Below are 12,317 nucleotides of genomic sequence, written 5' to 3'. Positions count from 1 at the left end.
CTTGTCGATACTTGCCGGCGTCCTTAGTTGTTCGACGCGACCGGCCTTACCAGCGCCGTCACGCGGCGAATGGTGACGCGGCGGTTTTGCTGCTCGGCCGACTGCGTGTTGACCTTCAGGTAACGCTCGCCATAGCCCTGGGTAGCCAGGTTTTCCGGCGGGATGCCATAGACATCGGTCATCACATTGGCCACCGATTCCGCGCGCTGGTCGGACAGGATCAGGTTGCTCTGGTCGGAGCCCACGGCGTCGGTGTGGCCTTCGACCAGGAAGGTCTCGGTCGGGTCCTTCTTCAGCACCTCGTTGATCGCGTCGGCCACCTTGCGCAGGCTGCGCGCCTGGCTCATCGGGATCTCGGCGCTGCCGGTCGCGAACGTCACGGTATCCAGGTCGATACGGCGAACCTTGTCGCGGATACGGGCCGAATACTTGACTTCGTTGAGCGAGTAGACGCGCTCGACTGGCTCGACCGGCGGCTCGCGCAGGAAGTCGTAATAGTCGCGGCCTTCGTCGCTGCTGGTATCCATGATGTAGTCCTGCAGCGGGATGCGCAGGCGCATGGGCGGCAGCTCGGCGCCCGGATCGTCGAAGTAGTCGCGGTCCGGATTGTCGTAGAGTTCGGGCGTGTAATAGAGCACCTGCTCACGACCGCGATTGTCGAGGCGCGAACGCTGGATGATATCGCCGTAGCGATTGCGCACCGTCACGATCTGGTAGCCGTCGCGATCGATCGTCTCGCGATAGCGGTCGCGCGGCAACTGCTCGTAGATCGGCCGCTCGCCGTCACGCAGGAACCGGCGGTCGTCGTCGCCACGAACGTAAGTCTGGTTGTTGAACTGGATGATGACGCGGTTGTCGTCGCCACGCTGGCCGAAGTTGGCGCCGTCGGGACGGGCAAATTGCGGCCTACGATCGAGACGCCGACCCTGCTCGCTGGTGATCGCCTCGATCTTCAGCGGCGCCGGCTGCGCCCCACCCGGCGCCATTTGCGCGTCGGCGTCGGACTTCGGCACGCGCACCTGCTGCTCCTGCCCGCGCTGCCTGTCGCGGTCGCGGCGAGACTGCACGCCGCCGGAACGATCCGCGTCCTTGTCGCTGTCGAGAACGGCCGCGCCGTTCTGGACCGGCAGAACGACGGTCTCCGTGCTCTTGCTCGGATCGGCGGCGATTTCCTTGCGACGCTCGAGTTCCTGTGGCGTCACCTTCTCGGGCGCCGGGATAGGCTGCTCGGTCTGCGCGACGGGTGGCTGACCTGCTGGCGGCTGGCCGGCCTGGCCGGCTGGCTGCTCGGCGGGAGTGCCGTCCGGCTGAGTCGGAACGACCTGCTCGCCCTGCTGCTGGGCGGGTGCTTCGCCGGGGTTAGCCTGCGGCTGCGCCTCGCCCGGCTGCCCGGCGGGAACCGGCGCCTTGCCGGTTGCGGGCGTTTCCTGCGGCTTCGCGGCGTTGTCGGGGGCTGGCTGCTCGCCGGCCGGAGCGGTCTCGGCGGTAGGCTTTTGAGCCGGTTCGGCCTGCGGTGCTTCGGCTGCTGGCTTCTTCCGCGGCTTTTCCGGCTGCTCACCACCATCGGCGGCGGCCGGCTTGCCGTTCTTGCGCGGCGGTTTTGCCTGCTCGGGCTCCGACTGAGGCTGCGCCTGTTCGGCCTGCGGCTGCTCCGCCTGCGGAGCGGCTTGGTCCTGCTGCTGTTCACGCTTCTTGCGGCGCGGCTGTTCGGCCGGCTGCTCGGCGCTCGGCGCTACCTGTTCCTGCTGCTGTTCGGCGGCGGGCTGCTTCTGGCGGCGCGGCTTCTCGGCCGGCGCTTCCTGCTGGGCGGGTTGCTCGGCGGCGGGTTGCTCCGCTGCGGGCTGTTCGGCGGCGGGCTCGCGCTTTCTCGGCTTTTCCGCCGGCGCTTCGGCCTGCGGCGCCGGCTCGGCGGCCGGTGGCGGAGCTTCGGCGGGTGCTTCCTGCTTCGGTGCGGGTGGTGCCTCGGCCGGCGGTTCGGCAGCCTGAGGCGCTTCGGCCGGCGCCTGCTGCTGCTGTTCCTGTTCCTGCTGCTGACGCTTCTTCAGGAGCTCTTCTTCGGAGGTTGCATCCTGCGCCACCCCGTAGCTGCCCGCGGCGACCCGATTTGTCGCTCCGACCTCTTCCACGCTCGTCGCTGCCGCAAACACGTGCGCCGGCGGCAGCACAAGCGACAGGGACAGAAGCGGAAAGGCCGCGCTGGCAAACAATCTGGATTTCATTCCCATAGGGTTCCTCGTTCCTTGTTTTATTCTTCGCGTTCGCAACGACGTCTCTTTTCGGCACGCAAACAAGCCTTGCTAAACTGAGCACGCCAGGATTCGTTCCATGGTCTTATGAATTGCCGCATTAACCCGGTATGAATATGACGGTCTGCGAAGGTTCAGCTTTGCCATGGTTGCGATGCACAAGAAGCCAGTGAAAGCAGTTGCAATTCACGCAAAAAAGGTTTGATTATCGCGGCAAGGCGTTGCAAAGCAGCGTCCTGCTTCATGCCCCAAAAAACAAAAGGATGGCATGCGGCAACCAACAGAGAGGACTCACATGCATATCTCCACCCGTTTTCTCGCAGCCGCCTCGATCGCCGCGATGTCTCTTTTCGCGGGCTCGGCCATGGCCGATGACGAGAAGTATGTCATCGGTACGGACTCGACCTACCCGCCCTTCGAATATGTTGACGCCAGCGGCCAGTTCCTCGGCTTCGACATGGATATCGCCCGCGCGCTCTGCGCCCAGATGAAGGCAGACTGCACCATCGTCAGTAGCGATTGGGACGGCATCATCCCCGGCCTCAACGCCAAGAAGTTCGACATGATCATCTCGTCGATGTCGATCACGCCGGAGCGTTCGAAGCTCGTCGACTTCACCAACAAGTACTACAACACCCCGCCGGCGGTTGCCGTGCCGAAGGACTCCACCGTCACCGACGTTGCTGGCCTCAAGGGCAAGACGATCGGCGCGCAGACCTCGACCACCCACGCCAACTATGCTGAAAAGCACCTGGCCGACACGGAGCTGAAGCTCTACCCGACGGCCGACGAGTACAAGCTCGACATTTCCAGCGGTCGCGTCGATGCCGTCATCGATGACGTCGTCGTTCTGTCGCAGTGGGTTAAGTCGGATGCCGGCGCATGCTGCAAGATCCTGACGACCCTGCCGGTCGACAAGGAAATCAACGGCGTTGGCGCTGGTATCGCGGTTCGTCAGGGCGATCCGCTCCGCGAAAAGCTGAACACGGCGATCGCCGCGATCCGTGCCGACGGCACCTACAAGAAGATCCAGGACAAGTATTTCGATTTCGACGTCTACGGCGCCGAATAAGCTGTAGTCCTCGAAAGAATGCCATGGCGGGAGGCTTGCCCTTCCGCCATTTTTGTTTGACAAAGAGTGCAATATCAAGGCGGCAAAAGCCGCGAGGGGAAACTTGGCATGGGCGGATTGTCCTCCGCACTGGGTTCGCTCTGGACCTGGATTGGATCTGTGTTTGACCCGCTATGCGGACCAGTCGGCATTTTCACATGGCTCGGCCAATCGACGATTCTGGCCTGCGGCGACACCGGCTGGGGCGATGAGATCGCCGCCGGCCTGAAGGTGACGGTCGCGGTCGCCCTCGTGACGCTTCCGATCGGCTTGTTGATCGGCTTCATCGTGGCGCTTGGCCAGCAATCGGAAGAAAAGGCCGTGCGGCTCGCCGCCGGTATCTATACCACCATATTTCGCGGCCTGCCCGAACTGCTGACGCTGTTCATCATCTATTACGGCATGCAGATCCTGATCCAGTCGGTGCTCGCCTGGTTCGGCTACGACGGTCGCGTCGAGATCAACGCCTTCTTCTCCGGCGTCATCGCCCTGTCGGTCGTGTTCTCCTCCTATTGCTCGGAAGTGCTCTTGTCCGCCTTCCGCGCCATCCCCAAGGGTCAGTACGAAGCCGGCGACGCGCTCGGTCTGCATCGCGGTCGCACGATGATGCTGATCATCCTGCCGCAGTTGGTGCGCATCGCGCTCCCGGGCCTGGTCAATCTCTGGATGATCCTGCTCAAGGACACCTCCTACGTCTCGATCATCGGCCTCGCCGACGTGCTGCGCCAGACGGGCGTGGCGGTGAAGGTCACCAAGGAGGCGTTTCTGTTCTACACACTGGCCTGTGCCATCTATCTCGGGCTTGCCATCCTTTCCTCGTTCGGCCTGCGCTATATCGAACGGTGGGCGAAGCGCTCGGAGATCAGCCGATGAGCCATGCAGAGGTCCTGATCCCCCCGCAGCCGGCCCCGAAACACCTCGACAAGCCGCTGACCTTCTCCCGCGTCATGGGCTGTCTCGTGGTCGCCCTGTGGATCGTTCTCGCGATCGCGCTGGTCGGCATGATCATCAAGGGTTGGGACGTCGAGAAATTCACCCGCTACGGCCCGCGCTATCTCCACGGCCTGATGACCACGATCGTGCTGGTGACAGTATCGGTCGCATGCGGCGCCATCTTGTCGGTACCGCTCGCCTTCGCCCGCATGTCGAAGAACAAGATCATCAACGGGCTCGCCTTCTGCTATGTCTACGTCTTCCGCGGCACGCCTCTCCTCGCCCAGCTCTTCCTGATCTACTACGGCCTTGGCCAGTTCCGCCCGCAGCTCGAGGCGGTGGGGCTCTGGTGGTTCTTCCGTGACGCCTGGTATTGCGGCCTGTTCGCCATGACCATCAACACCGCCGCCTATCAGGCCGAGATCCTGCGCGGCGCCATCGAGAGCGTCCCGCGCGGCCAGCACGAAGCGGCCTCCTCGCTCGGCATTCACAAGATCATCGCCTTCCGCAAGATCGTGCTGCCGCAGGCGCTGATCGTGGCGCTGCGCCCCTATGGCAACGAGATCATTCTCCTGATCAAGGGATCGGCCGTCGTCGCCATCATCACCGTGCTCGATCTCATGGGCGAGACGCGCTACGCCTTCTCGCGCACCTTCGACTACCAGACCTATCTCTGGGCGGCGATCTTCTATCTCGCCATGGTCGAAAGCCTGAGGCACCTCTGGAACTGGATCGAGCGCCGCCTGACGCGGCACCTGAAGCGCTAAAGCCTTGGCAGCACTCCCGACGGAGAGCTGCCAAGCTATTGAAAATAAACAATGATATATGCTTTCTTGTAGCTTTTTCGCAAGCTTCGCGTAACCATGTCATGCTCTCATTTCATCTGACGCTAATAAGCGCCGGATGGGAACAGGCGAGGCATCAAATGCACAAGGACATGGAAAGACAGCTTCAGGGTTACGGCCTGACAACGGCCCAGATCCTCTATCGCATGCCGGATCATCACGCGATCCTGCAGACCTACATCTGGCAGGATTACGATCTTGCTCCCGACTTTCCCGAAATGCGCGGCTTCCTGAAATTCTGGCAGGAGACGCTGGACGGACCGCTGCACTCGGTGCGCTACATTCACCGCAAGCTGATCTCGGCCACGGAATGGCGCGCGCTGAAGGGCGAGTTCATCATCAACTGATCGGCCGCCGTCAACCTCGCCATTGCAAAACCGCGCCTCTCGCCTTAGAGGCAGGGCAACGAGAAAACGATGGTGGATTGTGATGGCCAGGAAGATCGACGAAGACGCGCTCGCGGAAGCCTATAACCGCGCATTGGCGCTGGAAAAGGCCGGCGATGTTGATGCCGCCGTGAAGGCCTATGAAGAAGTATTGGCGATCGATCCCGACGATCACGGTGGTGCTGCCGTGCGCATCGCCGCCATGGGCCGCGGCGAAACGCCGGCCAAGGCGCCCGACGCCTATGTCGAAACGCTCTTCGACCAGCACGCCGAAGTCTTCGAGGACGTCCTCGTCGAGCAGCTCGGCTACCACGTCCCCATGCTGGTGCGCCAGCGCCTGCAGGCGCTTAACCTCGGCCCATTCAAGCGCCTGCTTGATCTCGGCTGCGGAACGGGTCTCACCGGCGGCACGCTGCGCGATCTCTGCGAGGAGATGACCGGCATCGATCTCTCGGAAAACATGGTCGAGATCGCCCACGAGAAGGACCTCTACGAAACGCTGTTCGTCGCCGAGGTCGAGGACTTCCTCGACGACAATGACGAAGAGCCCTTCGACATCATCACCGCCACCGACGTCCTGCCCTATCTGGGCGGCCTCGAGCCCCTGTTCTTCGGCGCCGCCGAGAACCTGACACCGGGCGGCCTCTTCATCTTTTCCTCGGAAACCCTGCCCGAGGAGACGCTTGCCGGCCGCGCCTACATGGTCGGCCCGCACCAGCGCTTCGCCCATTCCGCGGCTTATGTCCGCGAACGCCTCGACGCCACCGGCTTCGAGCTGATCGAGATCACCGACATCAACGTCCGCATGGAAGAAGGCCAGCCGACGCCGGGACACCTGGTGATCGCGAAGCTGCGCTAAAGGCCCGCTGGCGGATAAGCGCTTGCCGCTGACATGACGACATGCTGATATCGCGCCATTCGACATCCAGGAATGGCGCGAAGGATACGTTCTCATGACACTCGTCCTGCATCAGCATCCGCTTGCCTCCTTCTGCCACAAGGTGCTGATCGCGCTCTACGAAGGCGGCACGCCCTTCGAGCGTGTGCTGGTGGATCTCGGCGATCAGGCCTCGCGCACGGCGTTTCTCGCGCTCTCGCCGCTCGGCAAGATGCCGGCGCTTGAGGACAAGGGCCGTGGCCGGACCGTTTTCGAGACCTCCATCATCATCGAATATCTCGACCGCTATCATCCCGGCGGCGCGCGGTTGATCCCCGGGGATTTCGACGCGGCGCTGGATGTGCGGCTATGGGACCGTTTTTTCGATCTCTATGTTCAGGAGCCGATGCAGCAGATCGTCAGCGAGCGCATGCGGTCCGATGGAAGCGAGGCAAGGGCAGAGGAAGCGCGTCAGGCGCTGAAGCGCGCCTATGCCGTGATCGAGGACAAGCTGGCGGCTGGCGGCTGGATCACCGGTGAAAGCTTCACCATGGCCGATTGCGCCGCCGCACCCGGCCTGTTCTACGCCGAGACACTGGTGCCTTACGGCAGCGACTTGCCGAAGCTTGCAGCCTATCACCAGCGCCTGATGCAGCGCCCGTCGGTGGCCCGGGTGCTCGAGGAAGCCATGCCATATTTCAAGTATTATCCCTACAAGGAGAACCTGCCCACCCGTTTCAGGCCGAACGACGCCGAAGGCTGAAGCGCACCCCGTCACTAATCAGTGACCACCATCCGTTCCGAGAATGGCCGATAGCAGCCGCCCCTCCAGCTCCGCCAGATCCGGGTTGCCGTGACGGCGTGGATGCGGTTGGGGAATGGCGAGGTCGAGCGACACCCTGCCCTCGTCGAGCACGATCACCCGGTCCGCCAGATGCACGGCCTCGCTGACGTCATGCGTGACCAGAACGGCGGTGAAGCCGAGCTCCCGCCAGACCCGCGCCAAGAGCTCCTGCATGCTGATCCGCGTCAACGCGTCGAGCGCGCCAAGCGGTTCGTCCAGCGCCAAGACACCTGGACGGCTCACAAGCGCACGGGCAAGCGCCACGCGCTGCCGCTGCCCGCCCGAAAGCCGCGCCGGCCACTCACCGGCCTTTTCCGCCAGCTGCACTTCGGCGAGCACGGCCTCGACCTCCCGCGCCACGATCCGCCGGTCGAGCTTGTCGCCAAGTCCGACGGCGACGTTGTCGGCGACATCAAGCCATGGCAGCAGCCTCGGCTCCTGGAAGGCGATACGCGCATTGGCTTCGACGCCGCCGGGCGCATCGAAGGCAAGCTCGCCTGATGTCGGCGCGTCCAGCCCCATGAGGATACGCAAAAGCGTGCTCTTGCCGCATCCGCTCTTGCCGATCACCGCGACGAACTGCCCGGCCGGAATGTGCAGGTTGATCCCCCCGCAGCACCCGGTTGGCGCCAAAGCTCTTCTCCAGCCCTTTCAGCGTGATCGCGGCGCCGCCGCTACGCGCCCGACGGTCCGTGTCGATCGTATATTCCGGCGCATCCGCTGCGCCCTGGAAGCGCTCATGTGCGATGAGGGTCATGGCCTGTCTCCTACTTCTGATAGACCGGGTTCCACCTGAGCGCGCGGCGCTCGAGCGAACGGGCCACGACATCGGCGAGCTTGCCGAGAAGCGCGTAGATGACGAGCGCCAGCACGACGACATCGGTCATCATGAATTCGCGGGCATTGTTGGCCATGCGACCGATCCCCGACGACGCGGCGATGGATCCTGAGACGATCAGCGTCAGCCACATGATCCCGAGCGCATAGCGCAGCCCGACGAAGATCGACGGAAGCGCGCCGGGAAGGACCACCTTGCGAAACAGCGTCCAGCTGCTCATCCCGTAGACCCGGCCCATCTCGATCAGATCGCGGTCGACATTGCGCACGCCGTGATAGGTGTTGAGATAGACGGGAAACAGCACGCCGAGCGACGTCAGGAACAGCTTGGATTCCTCGCCGATCCCGAACCACAGGATGACCAGCGGGATCATTGCCAGATGCGGAATGGTGCGCAGCATCTGCAGCGTCGTATCGGTCAGCTGCTCGGAAAGCTTCGAGACACCATTGGCGATCCCAAGCAGAAATCCGATCGAACCGCCGACGACGAGCCCGGCGAAGGCTCGCCCCGCGCTGACCAGAATGTCGTTCGGCAACTGCCCCGATAGCGTCGTCGACCAGAAGGCCATGGCCACGTCGGCCGGGGATGGCATGATCCGCGACGAGATCAAGCCCATCGAGCAGCCGGCCTGCCACGCCACGATGATGGCGAGCGGCACCAGATATGGCAGCAACTTGTCGCGCCCCGGCGCCGGCAGGCGAAAGCCCGCTCCGCCTCCGCTCCTGCCAGCTTTCCGCTCCGCCGGCGCCCGGCCGATCGGCGTATCGAATGTCGACATGGATTCTTCCTCGCCTCTGTGTCGCCGTGGTCAGGCCCGCGGCAGACATGTGTCCATTGAAACGCCGCCCGCGCCTGGCGGGCAGCGCGCATGTTCGATCAGGATCCGGAGACCACCTTGAGATTGCCGCCATGGCTGCCGCCGCCGAAGATCTGGCGCTTGCCGAAGTCGCTGTCGAACCCGTGGCGCTGCTCCTTGCGGGTGATGCCGAGTTCCGGGAACAGCAATTCGGCGACGCGATAGGCTTCCTCGAGATGCGGGTAACCGGAGCCGATCACCGTATCGATGCCGGCATCCTGGTATTCGCGCAGCCGCGCGGCCACTGTCTTCGGCGAACCGACCAGAGCCGTGCCGGCGCCGGCGCGTACCAGCCCGACGCCGGCCCAGAGGTTCGGCGACACCTCAAGCCTGTCGCGGCGGCCGCCATGCAGGGCCGCCATGCGCTTCTGCCCGACGGAATCGGACTCGTTGACGAAGCGCTGCTGCGCCTCCCGGATGGTTTCGTCGTCGAGCTTGGAGATCAGCCGATCGGCCGCCGCCCAAGCCTCCTCGTCTGTTTCGCGAACGATGAAATGCAGGCGTATGCCGAAGCTGACCTCACGGCCTTTATGCGCGGCGGCCGCGCGCACCTTCTGGACCTTCTCCGCCACCTGTGCCGGCGGCTCGCCCCAGGTCAGATACTTGTCGACCCGGCCGACCGAAAAATCGATACCGGCATCCGAGGAGCCGCCGAAGTAGAGCGGTGGACGCGGATTCTGCACGGAGGGGAAACCGAGGCGCGCATTGGCGGCCTTGATGTACTTGCCGTCATAGCTGGCGACACCCTTCTCGAGCAGTTCCTCGAACACCGTGAAGAACTCGTCGGCATGGGCGTAGCGCTCGTCATGCGCCAGCGTGATGCCGTCCCCGGCAAGCTCGCCGGGACTGCCGCCGACGACGATGTTGAGCAGCAAGCGCCCATTCGAGATGCGGTCGAGCGTCGTCGTCAGCCGGGCGTAATAGGCGGGCGATGCCGTGCCGGGACGGATGGCGACCAGGAATTGCAGCTTCTCCGTCTTCGTCGCAAGGGCCGCCGCCGTCACGAAGGATTCCTCGCAGGAGACACCGGTGGGCAGGAGCACGCCGGAATAGCCGAGACGATCGGCCGCCTGGGCGATCTGCGTGAGATAATCGAAGTCCGGCGCGCGGTTCAGATCGTTGGAACCGAGATAGGCGCCATCGCCCGATGTCGGAATGAACCAGAGAAAATTGATGGGATCGTGCTTGATGCTCATGAGAGTGATCCTTGTATGGGAGACGCGCTCAGCTGGCCGGATGCCAGATGGCGCTACCGATGGTGAGCTGCTTCGGCACGATGCCGAGATTGTAGAACTCGTCGGCCAGCGCCTGCTGGTAGGCGGCCGCCTCGTCGCTGATCGTCGAAACGCCGCCGAGATCCGCGCCCGCGCGCGTCAGCGTGACGCGGGTGATGTCGACAGGAACGCCGGTGATTTCCGAAAGCTCCTTGATCGTGTCATCGAGGCTGCCCTGCGCCGACCGGCCAACCTTCGCGAGTTCGTCGATGACATCGCTCACGACCTGGCCGTTCGCATCCGTGAAACCGGAATTGGCGAGGAAGTAGCTGTAGGACGGCACGACCCCTTCGGCCGTCGACAGGATGCGCGTCTTCGGATCGGCCTCGACGATCGCGAGATAGGGGTCCCAGATCGACCAGGCGTCGATGCTGCCATTCTTGAAGGCGGCCGCGGCATCCGCCGGCGACAGGTCGATCGGCTCGACATCTTCGATCTTGAGGCCGGCCTTGCGCAGCAGCTTGACGGTCACGTTGTGCGCGCTCGATCCGCGCTTGAACGCAACCTTCTTGCCCTTCAGGTCCTCGACCGTCTTGATGTCGGAATCCTCGGGCACGACGATCGCCGAGCCGGCGGCGCTGCCGCGATAGGTGCCGACATAATAGAGCTGACCGCCCGCCGCCTGCGCAAACAGTGGCGGCACGTCCCCCGTCGCGCCGAAATCGAGCGCGCCGGCCCCCAGCGCCTCGAGCAGCGGCGGCCCCGAGGTGAATTCGGACCAGCTTACCGCAATGCCCTTGTCGGCAAGCCGCGTCTCCAGCGCGCCTCGGCGCTTGGCGAGCGCCAGCACGCCGTTCTTCTGCCAGCCGATGCGAAACTCCGTGGCGCGGCGCGCGCCGGCCGGATGGCCGGCAGCACGGCGGTCGCTGCTGCGGCGCCCAGAAGTCCCAGTGTCTGTCGACGTGAAATCATGGCTGTCCCCTTTTCGATCGGCGTGTTCCGGCCCGATCTCCGAAGCCGCCGTGTTTACGATGAGGAAAGTTTGTTGAATTCTATAAATTATATCGACAATTATGTTTGTGATTTTCGGCCCGCTCGAAATTATCCTGACCCGATTTCGGCCGTTGAGCGGAATTTTGTTCCAAGAGGCACGACGCGCACCATTTCGGCGGCTTTCCGCCTCGCCCTATTTGGGCTACTCCTCAAGCCAGCATTCATGAAAGGATAGGCAAATGGCAAAAGTCGCATTCATCGGTCTCGGCGTCATGGGTTTTCCCATGGCAGGTCATCTGAAGGTGAAAGGCGGCCATGATGTCACTGTCTATAACCGCACCGCCGCCAAGTCGGCCGCCTGGGTCGAGAAGTTCGGCGGCAAGTCGGCCCCGACACCGGCCGAAGCGGCACGCGATGCCGATTTCGTCTTCACCTGCGTCGGTAATGACGATGATCTCCGATCGGTGACATCGGGCAAGGACGGCGTTCTGCAGACGATGCAATCAGGCGCGATCCTGATCGACAATACCACCGCCAGTGCCGACGTTGCCCGCGAACTCCATGCCGCGGCCAGGGAAAAAGGCGTCGGCTTTATCGACGCCCCCGTATCGGGCGGCCAGGCAGGTGCCGAAAATGGCGTGTTGACGGTCATGTGCGGTGCCGAGGACGCCGTCTATGAAAAGGCCAGGCCGGTCATCGACGCCTTCGCCCGCATGGTCGGGCTGATGGGCGCGCCGGGCGCCGGTCAGCTCACCAAGATGATCAACCAGATCTGCATCGCCGGCATCGTCCAGGGCCTCGCCGAGGGCATCCATTTCGGCAAGCGCGCCGGCCTCGATATCGAGAAGGTCGTCGACGTCATCTCCAAGGGTGCGGCCGGCTCCTGGCAGATGGAAAACCGCCACAAGACGATGAACGAAGGCAAGTACGACTTCGGCTTCGCCATCGACTGGATGCGCAAGGATCTCGGCATCGTGCTCGACGAGGCCCGCCACAACGGCGCCAAGCTGCCCCTCACCGCTCTCGTCGATCAGTTCTACGGCGACGTCCAGGCCATGGGCGGCAATCGCTGGGATACGTCCTCGCTGCTCGCCCGCCTGGAAAAATGACGATCCTTTTCCCGGACTGACGGCAACAAGAAAACAGACGGGCGAGAAACCTCTCGCCCGTCGTC

10 protein-coding genes and 2 pseudogenes are annotated in these 12,317 nt (G+C 63.6%); 7 read left to right on the top strand and 5 right to left on the bottom strand.

Translation table 11 applies throughout. The features are described from left to right. Positions 1-23: 23 nt before the first annotated feature. Complete coding sequence (locus tag P3R82_RS15325) at positions 24-2,225, bottom strand: OmpA family protein (RefSeq protein ID WP_283194458.1); 2,202 nt, start codon at positions 2,223-2,225, stop codon at positions 24-26. Between the two features lie 316 nt (positions 2,226-2,541). On the opposite strand from P3R82_RS15325, the gene P3R82_RS15320 reads away from it, so the two are divergent. The 6 genes from P3R82_RS15320 (at position 2,542) to P3R82_RS15295 (ending at position 7,161) form a co-directional block, all read left to right on the top strand. Continuing rightward, positions 2,542-3,318, top strand: a complete 777-nt coding sequence (locus P3R82_RS15320; RefSeq protein WP_283194457.1) for a transporter substrate-binding domain-containing protein — start codon at positions 2,542-2,544, stop codon at positions 3,316-3,318. A gap of 108 nt (positions 3,319-3,426) precedes the next feature. After that, entirely contained in the window at positions 3,427-4,230 is an 804-nt protein-coding gene (locus P3R82_RS15315; protein WP_183898909.1) for an ABC transporter permease, read from the top strand. Continuing rightward, positions 4,227-5,057, top strand: a complete 831-nt coding sequence (locus P3R82_RS15310) for an ABC transporter permease (RefSeq protein WP_283194456.1) — start codon at positions 4,227-4,229, stop codon at positions 5,055-5,057. The genes P3R82_RS15315 and P3R82_RS15310 overlap by 4 nt, the downstream gene beginning before the upstream one ends. Before the next feature lie 158 nt (positions 5,058-5,215). Further along, positions 5,216-5,482: a USG protein gene (locus P3R82_RS15305; protein ID WP_018900581.1), complete on the top strand. Its 267-nt coding sequence runs from the start codon at positions 5,216-5,218 to the stop codon at positions 5,480-5,482. 82 nt (positions 5,483-5,564) lie between these two features. Then, the gene (locus P3R82_RS15300) at positions 5,565-6,380 is read left to right on the top strand and encodes a methyltransferase (protein WP_283194455.1); all 816 of its coding nucleotides are present in this window, start codon (positions 5,565-5,567) and stop codon (positions 6,378-6,380) included. A gap of 94 nt (positions 6,381-6,474) precedes the next feature. Next, positions 6,475-7,161, top strand: a complete 687-nt coding sequence (locus P3R82_RS15295) for a glutathione S-transferase family protein (protein ID WP_283194454.1) — start codon at positions 6,475-6,477, stop codon at positions 7,159-7,161. An 18-nt stretch (positions 7,162-7,179) separates the two neighbouring features. Here the strand turns inward: P3R82_RS15295 and P3R82_RS15290 are convergent. From P3R82_RS15290 to P3R82_RS15275, 4 genes and pseudogenes are all read right to left on the bottom strand, one after another. Then, positions 7,180-7,999: pseudogene (locus P3R82_RS15290) on the bottom strand (ATP-binding cassette domain-containing protein). Between the two features lie 10 nt (positions 8,000-8,009). Further along, positions 8,010-8,858 (bottom strand): ABC transporter permease subunit, encoded by an 849-nt coding sequence (locus P3R82_RS15285; RefSeq protein ID WP_283194453.1) that lies wholly within the window; start codon positions 8,856-8,858, stop codon positions 8,010-8,012. 98 nt (positions 8,859-8,956) lie between these two features. Further along, positions 8,957-10,132, bottom strand: a complete 1,176-nt coding sequence (ssuD, locus tag P3R82_RS15280) for an FMNH2-dependent alkanesulfonate monooxygenase (protein WP_283194452.1) — start codon at positions 10,130-10,132, stop codon at positions 8,957-8,959. Between the two features lie 28 nt (positions 10,133-10,160). After that, positions 10,161-11,122: pseudogene (locus tag P3R82_RS15275) on the bottom strand (aliphatic sulfonate ABC transporter substrate-binding protein). A gap of 260 nt (positions 11,123-11,382) precedes the next feature. On the opposite strand from P3R82_RS15275, the gene P3R82_RS15270 reads away from it, so the two are divergent. Further along, positions 11,383-12,252 (top strand): NAD(P)-dependent oxidoreductase, encoded by an 870-nt coding sequence (locus P3R82_RS15270; protein WP_283194451.1) that lies wholly within the window; start codon positions 11,383-11,385, stop codon positions 12,250-12,252. Positions 12,253-12,317: the final 65 nt, after the last annotated feature.

The sequence above is a fragment of the Rhizobium sp. AN80A genome (assembly GCF_030053015.1).
Taxonomy (GTDB): Bacteria; Pseudomonadota; Alphaproteobacteria; order Rhizobiales; family Rhizobiaceae; genus Rhizobium; species Rhizobium metallidurans.
The sequence above is the reverse complement of the archived record's forward strand: the minus strand, read 5'-3'. Positions and strand labels throughout refer to the sequence as shown.